Consider the following 23,199-nt stretch of genomic DNA (forward strand, 5'->3'; position numbering starts at 1 on the left):
TGAATTTGCCCACAGTCTAGACCGTGGGCTGGTGCAAAATCAACGCCGTTTTCGATCTTTTTTCGCTTTTACGGCTTTTTCCTGCCTGCCGGACGAGCGACGTTGCGCCCGGCTGTCGCCTTCGTTGTTTTCCCGGCGCGTCAGGCGGTTTTTGAGGGATAATTTTGCCGCACCTTTATCCTCGACCAGCCACAAATCCAGACTCCGGCGGGCTAGATTGGCTTCTTTCACGCGCACCGTCACGGCGTCGCCAAAGGCAAAAACCCGCTTGTTCCGTTTGCCGATCAGGCGGTAATTGTCTTTATCGAATTCGTAGAAATCGTCGCCCAAATCGGTCATCCGCACCAGTCCTTCCGCGCTGGTTTCGGTGATTTCGACAAACAGACCAAAATCCGTGACGCCCGTAATGATGCCTTTGAATTCCTGATCCTGATCCATGCGGTTCATGAATTCGACCTGCTTGTACTTGATCGACGCTCGTTCGGCTTCCACGGCCACGCGCTCGCGGTCGGACGAATGCTTGCATTTGGCTTCGTATTCCTCTTTGTCGACCGATTTGCCGCCGTCCAGGTAATGCTGCAACAATCGGTGAGCCATCATGTCGGGGTAGCGACGGATTGGCGACGTAAAGTGCGAATAGCGCCGGAACGACAGGCCAAAGTGGCCGATGTCTTCGGTACTGTACCGCGCCTTGGCCATCGTCCGAATGGCGAGTTGCTGCAACGCATTCTGTTCGGGCTGCCCTTCCAGGCTTTCCATCATCGTGTTGAACGACTTCGACAGTTGCCGTTCGTCATCGACTTTGAGTTTGTAACCAAACCGCCCGGCAAACGTCGCAAAGGTTTTCAGTTTCTCGAAATCCGGCGAATCGTGCACCCGGTACACCATCACGTTCGGGTGGTCTCCGCGCGACAGACCGTGGACAAATTCGGCGACCCGCTTGTTGGCGAGCAGCATAAATTCCTCGATCAGTTTGTGCGCATCTTTCCGGATTTTCGGGTATACCGACAACGGAACGCCGTTTTCGTCGAGTTTAAATTTCACCTCAACGGTTTCAAAGTTGATGGCGCCGTTCCGAAAGCGCTCGTCGCGAAACTTGAAAGCCAGCTCGTTCAACAACCGCAATTCTTCCAGGTAATCGCCCTGGCCGCGATCGACAATGTCCTGGGCTTCCTCGTAGGCAAACCGGCGGTCGGAATGAATCACCGTCCGGCCAAACCATTCTTTTTTGATTTTAGCATCGGGCGTTAGTTCAAAAACCGCCGAAAACGTCAGCTTATCCTCGTTCGGACGCAGCGAACACAGGTTATTCGACAGTTTTTCGGGCAGCATAGGCACCACGCGATCCACCAGATAAACCGAGGTTCCGCGCTTGAACGCTTCGTCTTCCAGGGGCGTGCCGGGCTTGATGTAGTGGGTGACGTCGGCGATGTGCACTCCGATTTCGTAATTACCATTATCCAAATGCCTGATTGACAGCGCATCATCGAAATCTTTGGCGTCGTCGGGGTCAATCGTGAAGGTTGTCACACTGCGCATGTCGCGCCGTTTGCTGATTTCGGCCTCCGGTATTTTTTCCGAAATGGCTTCCGACTGCTGTTCGACGGCATCCGGGAAATGGACCGGCAACCCGAATTCGGCCAGAATAGCGTGCATTTCAGTATTGTTCTGCCCGGCCTGCCCCAAAACCGTCGTTACTTCGCCCTCGGGCCGGTGACGACCGTCGGGGAAGCGCGTGAGCTTCACAATGACCTTGTCGCCATCCTTGGCAGCACCCAATTTGTCTTTTGGAATATAAATCTCTTCGTAAATCTTCTTGCTGTCGGGAATCACCTGCCCGTAATTCGGCCAGGTCGAAATCCGGCCGACGATCTCCGAACGGCCGCGTTCGACAATCCCAACAACTTTGCCTTCAATCCGGCGGCTGCGGTTTTGCGACCCGCGCGAAGAACCGCCGTAATTCGACGATCCACTCAGCCGGGCCACTTTCACTTTATCGCCGTCGATGGCTCCGTTCAGGTCTTCGGTGCTGACGTAAACGTCCGTATCCCGATCTCCGTTGCCGACAAAGGCAAACCGGGGATTCACGTGATCGACGGTTCCTTCAATCGTGCGATCGTTTTCGTTAAACTGGTAGGTTCCGTCGGGGTGGCGGGTCAGTTGGCCTTCGTCGGCCAGTTCGCCCAGCAGGCCGTGGGTAAGCAGTTTCGTTTTCCGGTCGGTGACGTCAAAATTCTCCAGTACGTCGGTTTGTGAAAAGGATTCCTTGCTGTTTATTTCAAAAAAAGCCGCAATGTCGTTCTTCATTTCATCCAGAAATGAGTCGGCGGACGAAACCGCGCGGTTCTGCGGGCTTCTGCGGCTGTGTTGTTCTCGTGGTTTATTTCGGTTATTTCTCATGTGTTTTTTTAGACAAAAGAGACAAGACATGAGATTCGGGACAATGACCGCAAGTCTGTTGTCTTTATTCTATTGTCTATCTTCTAATTCACTCCAATCGCGTGATGTGCTGGTCTTTCACCAGCGGGGCGCCCAGGAGTCGCAGATACACCTGCACCAGCGTCACGATGGACGAGCGGGCGTATTCGCGCACTTTGGCCAGGCCCTGTTTCTGGTAATACACTAAACTGGTTTGGTCGCCTGTCAGTTCGAGCGGCTGGGTGGGCAGGTTCAAAACCGCAGCCAGCAAATCGAGCGGAACGTAATGGCGGCTATCGCCGAACCGCCACATTTCCAGAACATCCTGGTGCGGAATGTCCCACGGTTTGCGTCCCGACAGCCGGAGCGTGGCCGGGAGTTGGTGTTCGTGAACCAGCATTCGGCGGCACAGGTACGGATAGTCAAATTCCTTGCCATTGTGGGCGCAGAGAATCAACTCATTGGTCGGGTATTTTTCAATCAGGCTGATAAACTCGCCGAGCAGGGCCTCTTCGTTGTCATTGGCCAGCGTTTTTACTTTCAGGAAAACATTCTCTTCGTCGTCCCAGTACAAACCTCCGATGCCAATGCAGACGATTTTGCCGTATTCGGCGTAGTAGGAAGCCCGGTTATCGTACCATTTGGCGACCGACCAGTTCTCTTCGTTCTGAAAATAGCTGGTTTTCTGTCCCCACTGCTGCCGTATTCGCTCGTCCAGCTCGTTATAGGATGGCGCTCCGGCAACGGTTTTAATGTCGATAAACAACAGATTTTTAAGGCGTTTTTTCCAGGATACGGGCATGGTAATGGCAAAAATGGAGGATGGCAACGATTAGGTGTGCAGGATTCCTTCCAGCCCCAGTTCATGGATCTGAATCAGGTTCTGTTCGGTAATGCTGTCCGGCACGAAGATAAACTTTTTGTCAAAAATCTGGTCGCCAATGTAGTAGCTAACCCAATATTGGTTGTTGAGATGAAACACATCGGGCATGATGGTTTCAACGGCTACGTGCTCATTGGGCTGCAATTCCGGGAAGTAATGCCGCAGCGTGGACGTTGTCTGTTGCTGCTGCTGGGTTTCATCCCGAAAACCGTATCCCTTCGAGGTCACGAACACGTTGCGAATCGCCACCTCATTTTGATTAATCAGATAAACCTGCCAATCGTACTGATTCAGTTCAGTCGGTTTTCGCACAATCACGACCTGGATTCCTTCTACCGGTAAAAACGAAATATCTCTCTTCATTCTAACTAATTAACTCCATTTCAAACAATTCGGCCAGGTGCCGACTGACGCGTTCGGTCACTTCCTCCATCGACACTTCCCGGCCCAGTTCAACCTGCATCGACGTCACGGCTTTGTCCGCAATGCCGCAGGGCACGATGTGATTAAAGTAACTCAAATCCGTGTTCACATTCAAGGCAAAACCGTGCATCGTTACCCAACGGCTCGCTTTCACGCCCATCGCACAGATTTTTCGGGGACTACCATTCGGGCGGTTTTCCGACGTTTCGTAATCCAGCCAGACGCCCGTTAAGCCGTCGATCCGGCCCGCATCCAGCCCGTAATCGGCCAGTGTTCGAATGACGGCTTCTTCCAGCAGCCGCATGTAGCGGTGAATGTCCGTGAAGAAATTATCCAGATCCAGAATCGGGTACCCCACCAGTTGGCCCGGTCCGTGGTAGGTGATGTCGCCCCCCCGGTTTATTTTGTAATACGTCGCCCCGATAGTTTCCAGAAAGCCGTCGTTGGCAAGCAGATGACTTTCTTTTCCGCTCTTCCCCAGCGTATACACGTGCGGATGCTGACAGAATAAAACGTAATTGGGCGTCAGGCTCTGCTGGTTGGAAGGCTGATTTCGGTTGGCAATTTTGGTCGCGATAACGTCGGCCAGCAAGTGCTCCTGGTAATCCCAACCCGACTGATAATCAATGAGTCCCAGGTTTTGTACCCGTACCTGTTTATTACAAATGCTGTTCATTCTAGCGTATTCCTTGACGAAAAAACACCAAAACCGCCTGTTTTCGTTCGTATCCATTCGGGCGGTTTTTCGTCTAATAGGAAAAACGACCAATGGCACAGCACAATGAGACCGGCAAACGGGGCGAAGACGAAGCCGTTCGCTACCTCCAGCAGAAGGGATACCAGATTCTGGAACGCAATTACCGGCACCAGCACGCCGAAATTGATCTAATCGCCCAAAAAGGCAAACTCCTGATTTTTGCGGAAGTAAAAACCCGAACCAGCACCCGGTTTGGCAATCCGGAAGAGTTTGTCACCTACACCAAAGCCCGGCTGGTCATGAAAGCCGCCGAACACTACATTTTCACCAAAGACTGGAACCACGATGTCCGTTTCGACATTGTAGCCGTTACGGTTTTGCCGGACGAGGTGACTATCAAGCACATCGAAGATGCGTTTTACTAATTTTGTTTCCCATAAAAAAAAGGGTAGTTTCGGGAACGGATTTTACTGATTAGTCAGAAATGTAGTATGCGGTTCCTGGTGTGGCTGATGGCATTGACTATCAGCACGGTTTATTGTTTTCCGGCCCATCCGAAAAGCGCGCCCTACCGCCCCCGGATATACACGGTCGAACAGTTGCGGAGCGACTTTGCGGTGCTTCGGAAGACGCTGGAAGAGCGCCATCCGAGTTTGTACCGCTATGTCTCGCGCGAGGAAATGAACCGCCAGTTCGACGCGGTTTCCCGGCAGCTTTACCGCCCGATGACCGAAAGTGAGTTCCGCGAATTGCTCCGCCCGCTGATTGTCCAGATTCGCTGCGGTCATACCGACGTGCAGGAATCGCTTTATTCCAGCCGTTCTGGAAAAAAACCGCAGCCGGAATGGTTACCGTTCGATATCATTCTGCAAAACGACCGGATGTTTATCGGCCGAAACCGCAGCACCGATTCGTCGCTGATCTGTGGCACGGAGGTGCTCAAACTGGGTAAGCATCCCGTTAAGGAGATTATTCAGGCTGCCCGCGACCGCTGGCCGTCAGACGGTTATAACCAAACATTCAAAAATTATTTTCTGGAATTATACCACCTGGAAGAAACCTACTGGCGGCATTTCGATGGCCATTCGCCCTGGACATTGACCGTGCGCGACACAACTTCGACCGAGCGCATCACCACCGTTCGTCGGCGGCCGGTCAGTTCCGGTGATATTCCTACAACCCCAATGCCCGAGACGGCGAAGCGGAGCCGAAAAAGCCGCCACAAAACCGAAACGTCCTTTTACGATGAAGATGCGAAACTGCAACTCATGCGTTCGCTGCATTTCCTGAACGGCGATTCGACGGCGGCCATGCTGATCATCAACGGTTTTGCTTACGACCACTACGAATCCTACCACCGCGAAGTTTTTGAAACCCTCGAAAAGCTGAAAGTGCAGGATCTGGTGATCGACTTGCGGCAAAATACCGGCGGCAATGCCGAAATCGGCTCGGATTTGATGTCGTATCTGATGAAATCCGATTTCCGCCAGGTCGACCGGGCCGAAAGCCGCGTTCGCCGACCTAATTCCTGCGCGTATTTCGATCGGAAAGAAAAGCGGCTTTTGCGGCAGAATTTCCGGTTTATGAAATCGGAAGGTGGTCGTTATCAGTTTGGTAAATCCAATGTTGGCTGGAATAAACCGGCATCCGACCACCGGTTTAGCGGAAAAGTCTACATTCTGACCAGCGGCCGGACGTTCTCGGCAGCTTCCATTTTTACGGCCAGTCTGAAAGCTCAGCGCCCCGTTACGGTCATTGGTCAGGAAACCGGCGGGGGCGAAGCGGGCTGCAACGGTGGCATTATTCAAACCCTGACGTTGCCCGAAACCCGGCTGCGGGTGCGGTTTCCGGTTTTCTGGATTGCCACCGCCAGCCGGAACCCCGACCAGGGCCGGGGCGTCATGCCCGATTATCCGGTTGATTATTCCGTTACTGACCGGATCAAACAACGCGACCGCGATCTGGAAAAAGCCCTGGAACTGATTCAGGACGGCAAGCGGAAAGTGACGGTGCGGTGAGTTATGATCAAATTTGTGTAGATTTCCTTACAAAAACCTATAATTAAAAAATCAAACCTTATGGCATTAAAATAAAGAACATCTAAATGGAAGACTTACCATACAAAGAAATATTACTTCTTTTATTAGGCACATTAAGTACCTATTTATTATGGCGTGTTCAATATCAGAAAGATAGATTGAAATCTATTGAAAGCCAATTGTCTGATAAAAAATACAAGATGTATTCAGAAGTTATTTACATATTTTTTGATATTACGCTTGGTTCAAAAACAGAAACACAAATTTCTCAAGATGAGTTAGTTAAAAGGATTATTGGCATAAAGAAAGATATGTATTTATATGCTCCAGATTTGATATTCAAAAAAATCACAGAGTGGCTATTAAATTTGACCACTTATGATAATCCTACAAAGCACTTCAATGATTATTATGAGTTGATTAAATTAATTCGTAAAGATATGGGCAATAAAAAGACGAAAATAACGCGTGACGAATTCATGCTTTTTTATATGCAAAATAGAGAGGAATACGAAAAATTTAAGGCTCAAAATAATTGGTAAGCCATTGAATAAACGAATTTGATGAGCAAGTAACTGATCTTGAAACCGATTTAGAAAAATTGGTTTATACAATAAAAACGCTACACACAACCATCCCCACGCAATATCCGGACTTCTGGAATGAAGAGTGGCTTAAGCGTGCGATTAACGAACTGGACACCCGCAGGATGACACCTGAAGAACGGGCTTATTTTGCCAGGGTAACAGCCGCCAATGCGGAGGCAGTGAAAGCGGAAAACAAGAGAATTGAAGAAGTGAAAGAATCTATTGTCATCAACCTGCTCCAACAAACAGATTTCGAGATGACTAAAGTTTCTACCATTGCCGGAGTTTCAATTGAATTCGTCGAAAAAGTCAAGTCTAAAATTTCTCCTGGCAAGTAATTTCGGGCCGATACATCTGCCAATGTTTGAGGATAGTAATAAAAAAGGACAAGCCTTTACGGACCTGCCCTCTTCGTATAAAGCTAATGACCGGTTTTAAGCCGCAATAACCGCTTCGGCCAACACCAGCACGTTGTTATTCAATACTTCCACAACGCCACCATCGACGGTAAACGTCTGCGTGCCGGTTCCGGTCGCAATGGTAACCGGACCTTTCGCCAGCGTACTGACAATGGGTGCGTGGTCGTTCAAAACCTGAAACTGGCCTTCGGTGCCCGGAAATGTAACCGCCGTTGCTTCGCCGGTAAAGACCTTCTTATCGGGTGTAATGATTTCCAGATGCATTTTTCTTTTATATAAGATGAAAGATAATAGACGTGAGACAAAAGACAACTAGCACTGTATGAATGCGTAAGAGGTCTCTTGTCTCACATCTCTTTTCTTCTAATCTGCCATTATTTGCCTGCTTCCTTCATCAAACGCTCGCCTTTGGCGGCTGCGTCGTCGATGGTTCCAACGAGGTTGAAAGCGGCTTCGGGCAGGTGATCCCATTTGCCGTCGATGATTTCGTTGAAGCCCCGGATGGTTTCTTCGATCGGAACCAGAACTCCTTTCAAACCAGTGAACTGCTCGGCCACGAAGAACGGCTGCGACAGGAAGCGTTGTACCCGGCGAGCCCGGTTTACGGTTTGCTTATCTTCTTCCGAAAGTTCTTCCATACCGAGGATGGCGATGATATCCTGCAATTCTTTGTAGCGTTGCAGAATCTCTTTCACGCGCTGAGCGGTATTGTAGTGCTCGTCGCCCAGGATTTCGGCGGTCAGAATCCGGGAAGTTGAATCCAGCGGATCCACGGCCGGATAGATACCTAACTCGGAAATTTTCCGGCTCAATACCGTCGTAGCATCCAAGTGGGCAAAGGTCGTGGCCGGGGCCGGGTCAGTCAAGTCATCGGCCGGTACGTAAACCGCTTGTACCGAGGTAATTGAACCACGTTTAGTCGACGTAATCCGCTCCTGCATCGTTCCCATTTCGGTCGCCAGCGTGGGCTGATACCCTACCGCCGAAGGCATCCGCCCCAAAAGAGCCGATACTTCCGAACCGGCCTGCGTAAACCGGAAAATGTTATCGATAAAGAACAGAATGTCGCGGCCTTGTCCGGTTCCGTCGCCATCGCGGAAGTGTTCCGCAATGGTAAGACCCGACAGAGCGACGCGGGCGCGGGCTCCGGGAGGCTCGTTCATCTGTCCGAAAATGAAGGTCGCCTGGCTTTCTTTCAACTCTTCCGAGTTTACTTTCGACAAATCCCAGCCGCCTTCTTCCATCGAGTGTTTGAACTCGTCACCGTATTTGATAATACCGGCTTCGATCATTTCGCGCAGGAGGTCATTCCCTTCACGGGTCCGCTCGCCCACCCCGGCAAATACCGACAAACCGGCGTATGCTTTGGCAATGTTGTTGATCAATTCCTGAATCAATACGGTTTTTCCAACTCCCGCACCTCCGAACAGACCGATCTTACCCCCTTTGGCGTACGGTTCGAGCAGGTCGATTACCTTGATCCCGGTGAAAAGAACTTCAGTCGACGTCGCGAGATCTTCGAACTTCGGTGCGTTCCGGTGAATCGGCAAACCGCCGGTGCTCTCCGGTTGGGGAATTCCGTCGATGGCATTACCCACCACGTTGAACAACCGTCCGCGAATTCCGTCGCCCGTCGGCATGGTAATCTGAGTACCTAAGTGAACAACGGTCATCCCGCGTTCCAGCCCTTCGGTCGCGTCCATCGAAATCGTCCGGACACGGTCTTCGCCGAGGTGCTGCTGGGTCTCTAGTATAACTTTTTGGCCATTGGCTTTCGTGACTTCCAGAGCATCCAGAATCGACGGTAGCCGCGACCCTTCGCCCTCAAAACTCACGTCAACAACCGGGCCGATCACTTGCGTGATTTTACCCGTATTCGTTGCTGTTGCAGTTGTCATGCTATGAAGTTGAAATATTTAATAGGAAAAGCGTATTAAATGCGACCGCAAAATTAGATGATAATTTGCTTAAACCCAAGTTGACTTTTAATCTATTTTTAAGATTTTGAAGACGAAATCGTTTTTGTTCCAGTTAGTTCGCTGAGAATAGGCTCCGTTGCCGCGTTTGCACAAAACAAAGATTTCGGGGGCAAACCGGTTTATTCGTATGCAGACAGTATAATCGGCTGTTGTTCTGACCGATAGTGCCGATCTTTGCCCGCATCAAACCGGCTATTTACAAAATAATTGGAATGAGCGGATAGAAATTATCCACAGGCACTAACAAACCGGTTGCAGCGTTGCTATTGGTAGTTTAACCGACACAAATCAACCCGCTGCCGGTTTATTTTTTAACGTATGCTTTTTTTCTGGAAAAACTGGAATACCGCCCATCGAACAACGTATTGGACGGGTTTAGTGCTTTTTTGTGCGGCCATTATCGGCCTGATCTGGACCTGGGTGCAGGGCCTGCAGAACGTCGTTCGCTGGGATGTGCTGAGCGACCTGACGGAACTCCCGGCTTCGATCGGTACCTTTACCGACGGACTTTTCGATTATTCCGTTTCGGGCAAATCGTACATCGTTACGGAACAGTTTGCGGCTTCCGTCATGCAGGTCAATGTGCTGGCGGCCCGGCTGGTAACGCTGGGTATCTGCGTAGGGCTGGCCTTTATTCTGGCCGCCGTTACGCGTCTGTCGCGCTGGTCGTACCTGATCGTAATGGCGGTTTTGATCGTGCTCGTGGCCACGTTCCGGCTGGAAGTGTTGCAGCTACCCGGTTTTTTGGGAACGGCTTTCGGCGGTCGTTTGCCGTTTGTGGTGGTCATTCTTGCTTTTGGTTTGGCCAGTTACTATTTCCACGCTTTTCGGTCGGAAGTCGAATTGCCCGCTCGTCTCACCGTTTTCGCGGCCATGACGCTGCTGGGCTGGCTGCTGGTCGATCGGCTGGCCGGGCAACCGCTGCCCGCGCTGGCGTTTGTCGGTTATTCGCTGCCGGGTTTGCTGGTGGTTTCGCTGGGCTTTATTTTCTGGATTTCACCCGAAATCATCGCGGCACTGGTGTACGTCACCTCGGTAGCCCGGACTAACCGCAGCGACGGATCGGGGCGTCCGCTGGGCCTGAACAATTTTCTGATTATCGGCTCGCTTTATCTGGTGAACCTAGCGTTGATCTGGCTGACCAATACCAAAGTAATTGCCTGGAATCCGGTGGTAATCAGTCCCTTTATTCTGTTTCTGATTTCGTTGCTTTTGGGCATTTGGGGATTTCGGCAGCAGCTGCGCCAGAACGAAACTGCGCTTTCGTTTCGCGATGCCGGGGCGTATTTGTATCTGGGGCTGGCGCTGATTACCCTCATGACCATCGCGTATGCCTTTGCGTCGGCCAATGACCCGCTCGTCGAAGCGCTGGAGGACGTGATTGTCTATACCCATCTGGCCGCCGGTCTGGCGTTCGTGGCCTACGTCATTTTTAACTTTTTACCGCTGTATCGGCAAGGGCTACCGGTTTACAAGGTCCTCTATAAACCAACGCGGTTTTCGGTTTTACAAGCTCGTCTGGTAACGGCCATTATAACCGTTGTGATCGTGGCGTTCGAAAATTTCTTCCCGCTCAGTCAGGCGGCTGCCGGTTATTTCAACAGCGTCGGTGATTTTCACGCCGGAACGGGCGAAATCCGGGTGGCCGAACAATATTATACCCTGGCTCTGAACAGCGAGTTTCAGAATCATAAATCCAATTACGCACTGGCTTCGCTGGCCTTGTCGCAGGACGATAAGGTTACGGCGGTTCATTTCTTTCAACAGGCGTTGTTGAAGCAACCGTCGCCCCAGGCGTATGCCGGATTATCGGCGGTTTTGTTGCAGGACAATCTGCTGTTCGAAGCGATTAAAATGCTGCAGCGCGGCATCCGTGCCTTTCCGAAAAACGGCGAATTGCAGAATAACCTGGGCTATCTCTACGCCAGGACCAGCGTGGCCGACTCGGCCTATTATTACCTGGCCGCAGCCGCCGGTAATACCGCCCGGGAAGAGATTCCGCAGACAAACCTGCTGGCTTTCTGGGCGCGCAATCCGCGGCTGATTTCGCTCGATTCCCTGGCACGCGCGACGGAAAACCGCTCCTATGAATCGTACGAAGCCAACCGCTCGGCGCTGGCATTTTTCCGAAATCCCGCCGACAGCGCCCGGATTCAGCGTCCAGCCTGGCTCGATGCGCCACTCACCGACGAGGGCCTGAACGTATCCCGGTTTGCGCAGTTGTATAATTATTCCGTCCAGAACCGCACGAAAGACACGACCTTGCTGAACGTTCTGAATCGATTGGGGCAGAATCTGGCCAATCAGGATTTTACGGACGATTTGCTGTTTGCGCGGGCCGCCTGCCAATATTATACGGGTAACAAACGCACGGCTTTTGAACTGACCGACCAGATTGCCCGCGACAACCAGCGGACCGGGGCTTTTTACAATTTCATTACCGGCCTCTGGATGATGGAACAGGGCCTGAACCGCAAAGCCGCCGACATTCTAAGCAAGAATGCCGATACGCTTTCCATTTATTATCAGGCACTGGCACTGACCAAATCCGGCGATCCGCTCATTGCCCGATCGCTTTGGGAAACCGCCGGACAGAACGATCCCGGTGTGCAAACACTGACCGAGGTTTTGTACGAAAAAAGACAACCGGCAACCGATCTCGAAAAAGCTTTTGTGCTGCTGTATAATCCGCTGCTCGATCAGACCGAACCGCAGCGGGTTTTGTACCGTTCGATGCGGGACGATAATCTGAAAACCATTGTTGCCTCCGCTTTTGTTAGCCGGTATCTGGGTTTCAGTCAGCCGGTTATTGCCGAGAACTGGTACGAGCAAATCCCGCAGGAAGCCCGGCTGAATCCTTACGCCGGTTCGGCGATGACGATCGCGTACCTGCGTTTGCGCAATGCGAAAGGGCAATACGACCAAACCATCACCGACGCCCGGCAGCCCGTGGTAGCGGCTTTTCAGGCCGAAAAAGATTTTGTTCTGGCTCAGGCTTACCAGGCCAAACGCCAAACCGCCCCGGCCCGACGCGCTTACGAAGCGGCTCTGGAGCGGGCGCCGTTCAACGCCGAAATGGTGGCGGCTGCAGCCGGTTTTGAACAGCAGAACGGCCAGGCCGAAAAGGCCTACAACCGGGTTCTGGAAGCCCTGCCGCTGAACGAACGCAACCCGGATTTGCTGAAAATATACGCCTTGCTTTGCCTCGATCTGAGCCTGACCGACTACGCCGAAGAGAGCCTGGCCCGGCTGCGGTCGGCTACCTCGCCCGCCGATTATCAGGCATTTATGGCCCGCTATCAGGCCAAACGTGCGTTGATTAAAAAACAGCGGGAGGCATTTCAATAAAATCCGTAAGTTTAAGAGGTGGTTTCTCCCCGCTATCGTGTATGGAAAAGCAGCTTCACTGGGTTAAGGAAGCGTTCAGTCGCAGTATCGTTATCATGGACGGTGAAAAGGTGGTTGGTGGCATGCACCGCGACCTGCTGGTTCGGGATGTCGACGCGCACCTGAACGGGGTTCACATTTTTTTCGATGTCGCCGGTTTTCTGGTCCATTCGGTCAATATTCACGACAAAGACGCCGGGGATAAAATCATCGGCCGGATTGAATTTGAAGGGTTCAACGGCGCGGTTGTCCGGCTGGAAACCGGAGAAAAGTACACCTGGCAGCGGGAAAATTTTATGATGCACGAATGGAGCATCGTGGCCGGTAATGCAGAATCAAAAACCGGTCACGAAATCATCCATTACGATCGCACCCGCCTGTTTCTGGCTGACGAAGGAACCATTGAACTCGTCTCCGCGCTGCCGAACGCTGAAATGCTGATCCTGACGGGTTTGTTCGTCCGAAACTATTTTCTGCGTCGACGCAAAATTGCCGCTACGTAGCCACCTTTGTCATGCGGTTTTTCGTATGATGCTGTTCCCAACTGATCATGAGCAAAAATATTATTGAAACCAACGAAATCTCGAAGCGGTACGTAATGGGCAGCGAAGTAATCGAAGCGCTGAAATCGGTAACCATTACCATTAAAAAAGGAGAATATGTTGCCTTCATGGGGCCGTCGGGTTCGGGAAAATCGACGCTGATGAACATCGTTGGCTGTCTGGATACGCCGACTTCCGGCACCTACATCCTGAACGGACTGGATGTCAGTAATATGAGCGAAAACGCGTTGGCCGAAGTTCGGAATAAAGAAATCGGGTTTGTGTTTCAGACCTTTAACCTGCTGCCCCGCCAGACGTCGCTGGAAAATGTGGCCCTGCCGCTGATTTACGCGGGTTTTAACAAAGCCGACCGGACCGAAAAGGCCATGCAGGCGCTCAAAAACGTCGGATTGGAACACCGGGCGGGCCACCGGCCGAACGAGCTTTCGGGTGGGCAGCGCCAGCGCGTGGCCGTGGCGCGGGCGCTGGTGAACGATCCGAGTATTCTGCTGGCGGATGAACCCACGGGTAACCTCGACAGCAAGACGTCGTACGAAATCATGGATTTGTTCGATCAGATTCACAGCAAAGGCAATACGGTGATCATGGTAACGCACGAAGAAGACATTGCCGAATACGCCCACCGCATTGTCCGGCTGCGCGATGGCCTGATCGAAACCGACCTGATCAACACCAATATCCGCAAGGCCAAAGCGTTCATTCAGACTACTGAGGAGTTGTAAAGGAGCGGTTTTATTCGTTTCAGCTGACCGCTGGAAACCCTAAAAAATGTTAAAACCGGGTGGGCTACCCTAAAAACGGTTAGCTTGCGTTCGGATGATCGTACAGACGGGTTTTCGGAGGATATGAAAAAAGCACTACTTTTTGGTTTGGTTTTGATATTGGCAACGGCCGCTGGCTACGCTCAGAGCATCCGGAGCGGTTCGGTAGTCGATAAAAGCACGCAAAAACCGGTCGTTTCGGCTACGATACAGAATGCCACGCTCCGGCGGGCGACTATGAGTACGGAATCCGGCCACTTTCGAATTACAGCCTCCCCGACTGACACGCTACTGATTTCGTGTATTGGTTATAAAACCGTTCAGGTAATCGTTCCGGCCGAGGAGCAGGAACTGTTGGTAGAGCTGGTTCAGGAGGTAAAACTGCTGAATGAAGTCGTGATCAAAGGCTGGACCGAAAGCCGTTTCAAGCAGGAATTCATGAAACTGGATATTGCCGAAAAACCGGTCATCGAGATCAAAACCGCCCCGGAACTGGTGGGTGTATCCCTCGGTAACGTCGGACGAATGGGATATGATTACACGACTTTGGCGCCCAAAATGACGCTAAAAGGGCCGATTTCCGCGCTCTACGGCAAATTCAGCAAAGAAGCCAAAAATGAGAAGAAACTGCAGCAATTCAACCAGGCTGAACAGAATAAAAAACGCTATCAGGCGCGCCTTGACCCGGTCTGGATTGCGCGGATTACAGACCTGAAAGAAGATCGGCTGACGGCCTTCATGCAGTTTTGCAAACTACCCGAAAAATTCGTGCTGGAAGCCAATGAATACGACCTGATCGTGGCGATTCGCGGCTGCCTGAAGGATTTTCTGGTGCAGGAAAAAGGCTAACGTACCCACGGACCGGGGCGTCAACAAATTGCCTTTTTATTGGTTGTTGGTTTAGTTACATTTGAATAACCCGCAATTTCTAAACCTCATCAGCCATGAACTTACTGAAAACCACGTCATTTGCGCTGCTTATTTTTTTGGGGACGGCTTTTGCGCCCCTGCACCACGGCTGGGGTGACTACGACCAGACCAAAGTACTGGATTACACCGGAACCATCGAAGAGTCGAAGTTTGAAAATCCGCATGTGCTGGCCAAAGTAAAAGACAAAAACAAGACCTGGCTGGTGTATCTCGCGCCCGTTAGCCGAATGCAGGAACGGGGCGTAACGCCGGATATGCTGAAAAAAGGCAGCTCACTGCGCATTGTGGGGTATCCGCACAAAACCGCCAAAAACGAAATGCGGGCGGAACGTCTATTCATCGGCGACAAAAAATACGAGATGCGGAAATGAGGATGAGCGTTCCCGTCGAGTGGCTGCAGTGGATTGAAAACACCGCTCTGGCCGTTGCCATCCGCCAGTCGACGTGGCTTTACCCCGGTCTCGAAATCGTCCACATCGTCGGCATTGTCCTTCTCGTCGGCGGAGCGTTTCTGTTTGATTTTCGCCTGCTGGGCTTTTCCCGAAAAATACCGGTTACGGAGTTGGCAACGCATGTTTTGCCCTGGTCAAGGCGCGGTTTGGCGCTCGTTGTTCCGTCCGGTTTACTGCTTTTTACGACCAATGCCGAGTCGCTCGGCAACGATCCGATGTTCGGCTTGAAGCTATTCCTGATTCTGGTCGCGGGAATTAACGTGGCTATTTTTCACCGAATCACGTTCCGGTCACGAGCGGGCTGGCAGTCGGGTGCAACGCCAACTGCCGCCAAGGCCACGGCCATTTGCTCGCTGCTGCTCTGGCTGGCCACCATCGCCTGTGGGCGTTTGCTGGCGTATTAAATCGAAAACCGACTAAAAACGAAAAGCCAACGATCTAATCGCTGGCTTTTCGCACGTGGAAGGTGGATTACCGGATCGGACAAAGATGCCAGTCCTGATCGGGGTCACAACGTTGCTTTGACGTCTGATTGCTCATGATGGTTGTTAATTTATAGTTCCTAATTGATTTAGGCAGGTTAGCACTTATTCCACCGAATCGTCGGACCGTCTGGAAAGTTGCTAAGGGTTCGTTGAGCCTGTCTCTCCCCCTTTCTGTATAAACCATCACACCGGCAACCGGGAATTACTTTTGCAAGTAATCAAGATGATGATGCAAATGTAAAAGGCGGTTTTCTGTTTTCCAAACTAAATCTATATTATTTGTAGAATAATAACTCCAAAAACCCTCAAACTTCTAATAATCAACTTTTTATAAATGTTCTTTGCATTAACGCCACCATCTCACCTTTCTTGTCTCATCTCTTACTTCTCTCCCCAAACCGCTTCTTCAATCCCTCAATCACCTCCCGTGTTTCAGCAATCCGGGTTTTGAGGCCCTTTTTATAGTGCCACAACTGCAACTCCGGGTTTGAGCTTTCTTTTTCCAGTTCCTGTTCAATTTCCCGCAAATAACTTTCGCTCAGCTTCAGGTAGCGATCGGCGGTTTCGGGATTGTGAAAACCGCCCCCGTCGACAGTTACGTAAATCGGCGTGGTGTGCGCGGCTTGCTGCGGACCGGCAAAGCACCGGGCTGCCAGCCAGATGCCCCGCGTCAAGGTATCCAGATCCAGCTTCAGCGTCAACTGCCTGGCCGACTGTCCCAGCTGATTTTTCTTGACGCTGGCCAGCACTTTTCCGTGACCAACCAGTTCGATGCGATCCAGCGGTACCTGTTTCGAGTGACCAAAAGCCGTTGCCGAAATCACGAGTTTCGTCTGCTTTTTCACGTCTAACCGATCGCCGGGTCGGGCGTTGTTCACGCGGAAGTCGAGCATGGGGCCGCTGGTCGCTACGGTATGCCCCGCTTTTAAGCCTTCCTTCCACGACTGATTGGTGAGCGGTTTTTCGGTAAACACGTAAAACCGGGCGTTACCGATCCGCGCCGAATGTTCCGGCGAACCGTGCTCGTGATCCTGCCCACACCACGGAAAATCAGAACCCGCCGTGGCCGTGACCGGAAAGCCCAGATCCAGCAAATGGTAATAGTGATCGGTGCGCAACGGGTTGGCATCCACGCAATACTGCAAAATTTCCAGCACATCGACTTTACCCCGCAGCCCGTCGAGCGTCAGGCCCCGGTAACCGTGAAAGGTTTCGGCGTGGTGTGCGTAACCGGCGACGCCACCCAGTTCGTGGAGTTTATCAAAAACCGTATCGTAATGGTAATATTCCTTCGAAAACCGCACCTTGTCGGAAGCGCCGTAGCCCAGCGCATGACCGAGTTCGGGCGTTCGCGGATCTTCCTGTCCGGAAACGAGCAGGTAATTGTCCCGGCGGAAAACCCCTTTTTCGCCGTACGCATACTGCGGATAATAGGTTTCCCAGAAATCGCCCATACGCAGCAGCACGCCCACCCGAACATCTTCGGCCTGTAACCAGCTCATCAACAGCGGATCTTCGCGCGGGGAACGCCGGATGTGAATGTGCCCGTCAGTCGAATACCATCCCCGGGCGGCCATATCGATCCAGCGCGCCAGACGAAACGTTTTCTGCTGGGTCTGACCGGACCGAACGACCAGCGGGTGCTGTTGCTCAACGAACTCCGGTCCTTTCGAAAGCGACAACTGGTAATTACCCGGCGGCAAGGTCAACCGAAACCGTCCATCGACGTAAAACGAACTATCGGGCTGAAAATCAAACCCGTCGGCGTGGTCCCACAATCCGTACATGACGCCAATGGCTTCCGTCGGTAGCCGTTTAACTACCCGGCCCTGCTTCGTCAGCCGCACCCGAACCGGGGTGAGTTTGAGACTGGTTGCCGTCGTTATTTGGATAACAATCTGGCCGGGTTTAACGGATTGGGCCTGTCCCGAAAAAACCGCCAGCAGACCCAGGCAAAAACCGGTGAGCGCTGACAGCCAACGTCGGTGATTCCGACAAAAAACCGGTAGATTATTCATTTCTTTAAACGGACGAACCAGTGATCATTTTCTGACCTAAAACTCAGTATTTTTCCGTAAAAACTCCGCTTTCTCAATTTCTTTTGCGTACTTACAAGTCCTCTTTTTCTCAAATTTCAGTCGTAATCAGGAATCGGAATGTCAGTTGTACCAGCGATTCGAAGCAAATACGGTTTTTACCGAAAACTGTTGCGGGAACATAAATACGTTCTCCGGGATACGGTGGATGTGGTTAAAACCGGCGGACATTCGGCCTTTCTGGAGGGAAAAGTTGCGGTTTCGCACAGCGATCTGGACGCGGAAATTACGCTCTCGGTTCGGGTGAAAAGCAACGATCACGATTTTTTCCGGTTCGAACTGCAGTGCGCCGAACTGAGCGAGGAGCCGTTTTTTCAATTCCGGAGCGATGGCTGCACGCACCGAAACGCCGACGAATCCATTCCACTGGCCGAGCAACGCGTGACCACTCCGCACTTCAGTCAATACAATCAGCAGGGTGCCAACGTTACGTTTAAAATGGGCGCGCCGGAAGACGACATAAACCGCAGTATGCTGTATTTTTGTCAGGAAGCGAGGCTGAACCTGCGCGACGACGAAATACCGCTCATCCGCATTCTGCCCAACGCACTGCCGCTGCACATAACCCAAAAAGACCCTAATTCAACGGTTTTGTTTTTGTGATGGTATTCGAGGAGATTTATAACGATATCAAAAACGCATTCGGCCAGCTCTGGACGTTTAAGGAGCGGGGTAAGTCGCTGGAAATCATTACGCCTTACACGACGACGACGCAGAAATTCATTTCCGTTTTTCTGTCCTACAAAGACGACGAATACATCGTTTCCGACGGTGGCTGGATCGACAACGGTTTTTACGAAAATTCGTATAACCTGGAAGACGATGTATACCGAAAAATCGCGCACCACTACTTCAACGCGTTCGGTATCAAGGAAATAAAGGGGCCGAGCCAGAAGGCGTATTTCTACAAAAAAACCATTACTCCCATTGCGGTTCCGTCGCTGGTTTTCGACGTTTCCAATTTTATTGCGGCTATGGTGAGCATGTCCGAAATCGAGTTTGTCGAGCCCGAGGAGCGCGAAACCAAAGAGCAGTTCCGGCGGTCGGCGAACGAGTATTTGCAGGCGGTTTTCCCGAAAGAAAAAATGGAATTGGGCGCTTACCTCGACGATAAAAAGCAAATCCGGATGCACGCCGTCATCAAACAGTCGTCGTCAAAACTGATCCTGATCAATTACATCACCGGCAGCAATCCGTATTTTTTCAACAACAGCATTACCAAAACCAACTTTCTGTTCGAACTGGCGGAGAAGTCGGTGGTGGGGCGGTTTGTGAAAAAGAAAATTTCGCTGATCGACAACACGGCGGCCGGCTACGTTCCGACCCGAATTGCGACCTTCATCAATCACCTGCTGGAAAATACCGGCTCCGAAAAAATCGACTGGTCGGAGCGCGAAAAGCTGAATGAGCTGATTACTTAATCACTTTCGTCACCTCAAACGAGCCCTGTTTGCCCCCGGCGCGGCCGTCGGCTGTGATGCCGTTGATGACAAAGCGGTAAGTTCCGTCCTCATCCGACGTATAAAATTCCAGTTGGGCTTTGCCCTGCGCGTTCAGCTTCACGGACGGCACCCAATGCAGCAGATTGCGCAGATCCGGTAACCGGCTTCCCGATTTTTGGGGCGTGTCGTAACGCGGAACGTAAAAATCGCGCGGAACCTGCAGGCCTTCGTAGTCGGCCAGCAACGCTTTCGCATCGGGGCGATAGCCCGCCAGATCGCCCTTGTAAGTCGTAAAACTGATGAGTCCGTCAAAAACCAACGGCCCAACGATGTAGCGCCGGGTCATGACTTCCAGCTTCTGGACTTTTCGGGGGTCAATTTCCATCACCCGATCCATACTGAAAATCGGGACGCCATCGAGCAAGACCATCGGGCTGCTGTCGAAAAACAACTTGTGGGGCACATCCAGCACGCTGATCATGTAACCATCCCGGCGTTTGCGGGCCATAACGCCCGGCACATATTCGCGAAAAATCTCTTCCATCACCGGAAACCGGGTGAAATCGTCGAGCATGTATTTTTCGTTGGCAATGCCGTAAAACGGAATGCTATCGACTTTGGGCGGCTGATAACGGCTCAGGTTTCCGCGGTAATAGGCGTTCTGGGCCTGCATCGAAATACTGCGGTTCAGCAACGGATCTTTCAGTGCGGGCAAAAAATCGAAAACCGGGGGTCTCGGCGATGAAAACCGCTCAAAAAACGGGTTTTGCAATTCCATTCGGAAAATGCTGTCTTTCGGGTTGATCTGCCCGACGAGGTCTTTGGGGCCGTAAAAATCCTTCGTTTCAAAGTGAATCCGCCCTTCTGAATCCGAGCGCGAACCGTACAGCAAAATGTGTTTTCCCGGCACCGACAGATACGAACTGATGCCTCTTCCGGGCATTCCCGTGCCGGAATGAACGATTTTCCCGCGAATAAAATGCCCGTTTACTTCGGGTAAATACTCTTCCTGCGGCTGATTGGGCTGCTGCACCGTCTCCCAGCGAAACCGGCGCCAGCCCTGCGTCAGCATCAGGTTGTCGGTGGCTTCGGCAACTTCCGGCCCGCTGGCCGAAAAATAATACTCCGGCGATTCGACCGCGCCCCGCAAATCGGACGTCAGCAGCAGATAAGTCTGAATATCACCGGATTCGGCCGGTTGCAGCGAATCCAGCCGGTAAACCGCCACGGAAAGATCGGCCAGTGCGGCTTTGCCGGTTTCGTCCTGCGCCGTCAGGTCAACCACGGCTTTTTCGCGGGTCGATAAGACGCCACTCGTGAGTTTGGCATCGATGGCGAGTCGGCGCTCCGGTCGCTTGAAATACAACCGTTCGCAAACCGGCTTCCGGCTGGCGTCGAAAACCGTCAGGTGCGAAATGCCTTCGCCCAGCGTTTTTTTGTCGATTACGAACGAAGCCGTGTTGTCGCGGAATGATTGCTGGTCGGCCTGAATGGCCGCCAGCCGCGTGTGTGCCAGCAAATAAACCGTGGCTGCGTTGGTGTTTGAGTTGACCGTGATCCGCAGTTGTCCGTTGCTGCTTTCCGCAAGCTGCATCGTATAGCCCTGCTCCTGAATGGCCGGGAAGGGTCTCGTAATTGTTTTTCCGTTCGCATCGGTCAAAACCGCCCGGTATTGCCTGCCTTCGGCGGGCGTAAATTCAAAACGCCCCATGCCGAACTTCAGCGGCTTGAAGCGAACCACCGTGTCGTTGGTCTGATCGACAACTGCGCCCCGTACATCGACGCCTTTGCCGCGACTCCCAACGGTTTTGAACGCCACCGTGCTGGTCAGTTTCCGAACGAGGTTTCCGCCTTCGGGAAAAAACTGAATGTCGGTCGCCAGCGAGTCTTTCAGCGGGGGTAGCTCCAGTTTGCGAAACGTGTTGACAATCGTGACCGTTTTTTCAAAAAAATAATCGGGACTGAAATTTTTCATCCAGTTCGTATAGGCCCGAACCAGGTAATTTCCTGACGCTAACGTGGTTGGAATGAATAAAGAACCGTCTCCGGCGCCGTCGGCCATCGCCACTTTCGTTTGCAAAACCGGGCGGTTTTCTTTGTCGAGCACTTCCAGGTACGTGACCTTGCTCAGCGACAGCGGTTTATGAAACGAGCCATCGACGTAATTGATCTTGAACCACATCAGCTCCCCGGCGACGTAGAACGTTCGGTCGATGTGGAGAAACAGTTTTTCCTGCAACGCCCGGTTTCGGTACGCTTCGAGTTGCTTCTGTGGATCAACCTGCGCCCAAACCGGTAGCGAACAGAATTGGATTAACAGGAGAAAAACCGCATACAATTTACGGCTAGCCGCTCCTAAATTCCCTAAAGGGGACTTGGACTCAGCAACATCCGGATGCCAAAAGTCCCCCTTAGGAGATTCAGTGGTGGCAGATGTAAGTAGTAAACTCATAGTCTTTTGAACAATTACCAAAAACTCGGTTTGACATTGGTGCCGACAACCCGGCAATCGACGCAGGCCGACGACGCCATCCGGTAGCCGTGGACATTGCCGATCGAATTCAAAACCGCATCGATCGGAATAAAACCGGCCTCTCCCATCGCGATGGCCGACACTTCGGTGGGTGGGGGCATCAGCAGGTACGTATCGGCGTCACAGGCTTCGTATCCGTTCGGAATCCGCCAGGGCGGCAATTCCGACGCATCGATAAAAACACGCTTCTCGTCCATCGAATGACTACTCAAATAACCCACTACCGGCTCAGTCGGATCGGTGACACTGTGAATATTTCCCGTGACCTGATACGGCTGCGGATCGAACAGCGACCCCAGCATTTCGGTGTTTCTCTTCAGATTCTGCCAGTAATCGAACGCTTCCGCCGTTAACGCATATTGCTTGACCAGGATGCTGTACCGAACTTTCAGCCGGTTGGACGCCGAACCCGAAACAAAGGTCAGCGGAAACCGCGAAATGACATCTTCCGTCAATTTGTTCGACGTAGCGACCGCAACACTGCTCGATTTTTCGGTCCGCCAGCAATGGTTAATATTATCCTCCCGATACAAAAACTGGGTTTTCTGGTATTTAAACTGCGAATAATAAGCGGAATAATATTCCCAGGTTTCCTCAAATTCCCAGCGGTAATACCGGGTGCTGTTGGTCTCGTCGTGCGTACTGACGTAAAACTGTACGCCATCTTCCAGGGCTTTCCAGCTTACCTCATCGATTTTCGGCGTTCGTTTAATCGTCACAAAATCCGACCGGTAACTGCGTCCGGCGGCTGTCCGAATCGTCAGCCGGTAGTTCTGCCCAATCTGCAAATTGCCGTTGTCCAGCGTATAACTCCCATCGCCTTTGTCGACAAAGGTTTGGCCATTGCCTTTTTCATCTTCGACCTGAACGATGGCCCGGGTTTCGATTGGCGGCTTTTTACTTTCCGTCAGGTTTTGCGTGCGCGACAACCGAATCGTGCTGGTTCCCAGGCCGTTCAGAAAACCGTCGACCACCAGAAATTTGTTAGGCGCCGAAATCTCCGGCGGACGATACGGATCGACGCAGCTCCCGGCCAGGAACATGACGACCAGCACAATACGAATCAATCTCTTTCCAGCGCCAACCATATTCGAATCAGAATCAC

At 51.9% G+C, this 23,199-nt stretch carries 21 protein-coding genes and 1 riboswitch; of the genes, 12 read left to right on the forward strand and 9 right to left on the reverse strand.

Going from position 1 to position 23,199, the window contains the following annotated elements; genetic code table 11:
- Window positions 1–39: 39 nt before the first annotated feature.
- The 4 genes from rnr to lipB all read right to left on the reverse strand — a co-directional run bounded on the left by rnr (window position 40) and on the right by lipB (window position 4,400).
- Window positions 40–2,400, reverse strand: coding sequence for a ribonuclease R (rnr, locus tag GJJ30_RS20085; protein WP_154176955.1), 2,361 nt, complete (start codon window positions 2,398–2,400; stop codon window positions 40–42).
- An 88-nt stretch (window positions 2,401–2,488) separates the two neighbouring features.
- A complete protein-coding gene (locus GJJ30_RS20090) occupies window positions 2,489–3,220 on the reverse strand; it encodes a ribonuclease H-like domain-containing protein (protein ID WP_154176956.1) in 732 nt (243 codons plus the stop codon).
- Between the two features lie 30 nt (window positions 3,221–3,250).
- Complete coding sequence (locus tag GJJ30_RS20095; RefSeq protein ID WP_154176957.1) at window positions 3,251–3,664, reverse strand: hypothetical protein; 414 nt, start codon at window positions 3,662–3,664, stop codon at window positions 3,251–3,253.
- A 1-nt stretch (window position 3,665) separates the two neighbouring features.
- Window positions 3,666–4,400, reverse strand: a complete 735-nt coding sequence (lipB, locus tag GJJ30_RS20100; protein ID WP_154176958.1) for a lipoyl(octanoyl) transferase LipB — start codon at window positions 4,398–4,400, stop codon at window positions 3,666–3,668.
- A 92-nt stretch (window positions 4,401–4,492) separates the two neighbouring features.
- On the opposite strand from lipB, the gene GJJ30_RS20105 reads away from it, so the two are divergent.
- From GJJ30_RS20105 to GJJ30_RS32380, 4 genes are all read left to right on the forward strand, one after another.
- Window positions 4,493–4,846, forward strand: coding sequence for a YraN family protein (locus GJJ30_RS20105; protein ID WP_154176959.1), 354 nt, complete (start codon window positions 4,493–4,495; stop codon window positions 4,844–4,846).
- Window positions 4,847–4,912: 66 nt separating this feature from the next.
- Window positions 4,913–6,439, forward strand: coding sequence for a S41 family peptidase (locus tag GJJ30_RS20110; protein WP_154176960.1), 1,527 nt, complete (start codon window positions 4,913–4,915; stop codon window positions 6,437–6,439).
- An 86-nt stretch (window positions 6,440–6,525) separates the two neighbouring features.
- Window positions 6,526–7,002 (forward strand): hypothetical protein, encoded by a 477-nt coding sequence (locus GJJ30_RS20115; RefSeq protein WP_154176961.1) that lies wholly within the window; start codon window positions 6,526–6,528, stop codon window positions 7,000–7,002.
- Window positions 7,003–7,061: 59 nt separating this feature from the next.
- Complete coding sequence (locus GJJ30_RS32380; RefSeq protein WP_229313271.1) at window positions 7,062–7,385, forward strand: hypothetical protein; 324 nt, start codon at window positions 7,062–7,064, stop codon at window positions 7,383–7,385.
- 96 nt (window positions 7,386–7,481) lie between these two features.
- On the opposite strand, the gene atpC is transcribed toward GJJ30_RS32380, so the two are convergent.
- Complete coding sequence (gene atpC / locus GJJ30_RS20125; RefSeq protein ID WP_154176962.1) at window positions 7,482–7,730, reverse strand: ATP synthase F1 subunit epsilon; 249 nt, start codon at window positions 7,728–7,730, stop codon at window positions 7,482–7,484.
- Between the two features lie 110 nt (window positions 7,731–7,840).
- The gene (gene atpD / locus GJJ30_RS20130; protein ID WP_154176963.1) at window positions 7,841–9,364 is read right to left on the reverse strand and encodes a F0F1 ATP synthase subunit beta; all 1,524 of its coding nucleotides are present in this window, start codon (window positions 9,362–9,364) and stop codon (window positions 7,841–7,843) included.
- 399 nt (window positions 9,365–9,763) lie between these two features.
- On the opposite strand from atpD, the gene GJJ30_RS20135 reads away from it, so the two are divergent.
- The 6 genes from GJJ30_RS20135 to GJJ30_RS20160 all read left to right on the forward strand — a co-directional run bounded on the left by GJJ30_RS20135 (window position 9,764) and on the right by GJJ30_RS20160 (window position 15,942).
- A complete protein-coding gene (locus GJJ30_RS20135) occupies window positions 9,764–12,793 on the forward strand; it encodes a hypothetical protein (protein WP_154176964.1) in 3,030 nt (1,009 codons plus the stop codon).
- Between the two features lie 41 nt (window positions 12,794–12,834).
- Window positions 12,835–13,335 (forward strand): hypothetical protein, encoded by a 501-nt coding sequence (locus tag GJJ30_RS20140; RefSeq protein ID WP_154176965.1) that lies wholly within the window; start codon window positions 12,835–12,837, stop codon window positions 13,333–13,335.
- 47 nt (window positions 13,336–13,382) lie between these two features.
- Window positions 13,383–14,117 (forward strand): ABC transporter ATP-binding protein, encoded by a 735-nt coding sequence (locus tag GJJ30_RS20145; protein WP_154176966.1) that lies wholly within the window; start codon window positions 13,383–13,385, stop codon window positions 14,115–14,117.
- Window positions 14,118–14,240: 123 nt separating this feature from the next.
- Window positions 14,241–15,005: a carboxypeptidase-like regulatory domain-containing protein gene (locus tag GJJ30_RS20150; RefSeq protein ID WP_154176967.1), complete on the forward strand. Its 765-nt coding sequence runs from the start codon at window positions 14,241–14,243 to the stop codon at window positions 15,003–15,005.
- A gap of 95 nt (window positions 15,006–15,100) precedes the next feature.
- Window positions 15,101–15,457, forward strand: a complete 357-nt coding sequence (locus GJJ30_RS20155; protein ID WP_154176968.1) for a DUF6152 family protein — start codon at window positions 15,101–15,103, stop codon at window positions 15,455–15,457.
- A 2-nt stretch (window positions 15,458–15,459) separates the two neighbouring features.
- Entirely contained in the window at window positions 15,460–15,942 is a 483-nt protein-coding gene (locus GJJ30_RS20160) for a DUF6644 family protein (protein WP_154176969.1), read from the forward strand.
- A gap of 146 nt (window positions 15,943–16,088) precedes the next feature.
- Window positions 16,089–16,205, reverse strand: a riboswitch (SAM riboswitch).
- Window positions 16,206–16,397: 192 nt separating this feature from the next.
- Here GJJ30_RS20160 and GJJ30_RS20165 read toward each other — a convergent pair.
- Window positions 16,398–18,041, reverse strand: a complete 1,644-nt coding sequence (locus GJJ30_RS20165) for a CehA/McbA family metallohydrolase (RefSeq protein WP_170299237.1) — start codon at window positions 18,039–18,041, stop codon at window positions 16,398–16,400.
- 138 nt (window positions 18,042–18,179) lie between these two features.
- Between GJJ30_RS20165 and GJJ30_RS20170 the strand changes: the two genes are divergently transcribed.
- Window positions 18,180–18,722 (forward strand): hypothetical protein, encoded by a 543-nt coding sequence (locus GJJ30_RS20170; RefSeq protein ID WP_154176970.1) that lies wholly within the window; start codon window positions 18,180–18,182, stop codon window positions 18,720–18,722.
- Window positions 18,719–19,540, forward strand: coding sequence for a hypothetical protein (locus GJJ30_RS20175; protein ID WP_154176971.1), 822 nt, complete (start codon window positions 18,719–18,721; stop codon window positions 19,538–19,540). Before GJJ30_RS20170 ends, GJJ30_RS20175 begins: the two co-directional genes overlap by 4 nt.
- Here the strand turns inward: GJJ30_RS20175 and GJJ30_RS20180 are convergent.
- Together GJJ30_RS20180 and GJJ30_RS20185 are read right to left on the reverse strand one after the other, a co-directional pair.
- Window positions 19,533–21,899 (reverse strand): hypothetical protein, encoded by a 2,367-nt coding sequence (locus tag GJJ30_RS20180; RefSeq protein WP_154176972.1) that lies wholly within the window; start codon window positions 21,897–21,899, stop codon window positions 19,533–19,535. The two genes, GJJ30_RS20175 and GJJ30_RS20180, sit on opposite strands and share 8 nt — an antisense overlap.
- Window positions 21,900–22,027: 128 nt before the next feature.
- The gene (locus GJJ30_RS20185) at window positions 22,028–23,182 is read right to left on the reverse strand and encodes a DUF4249 domain-containing protein (RefSeq protein WP_154176973.1); all 1,155 of its coding nucleotides are present in this window, start codon (window positions 23,180–23,182) and stop codon (window positions 22,028–22,030) included.
- Window positions 23,183–23,199: the final 17 nt, after the last annotated feature.

The sequence above is a fragment of the Larkinella terrae genome, from assembly GCF_009668025.1.
GTDB classification, from domain to species: Bacteria; Bacteroidota; Bacteroidia; order Cytophagales; family Spirosomataceae; genus Larkinella; species Larkinella terrae.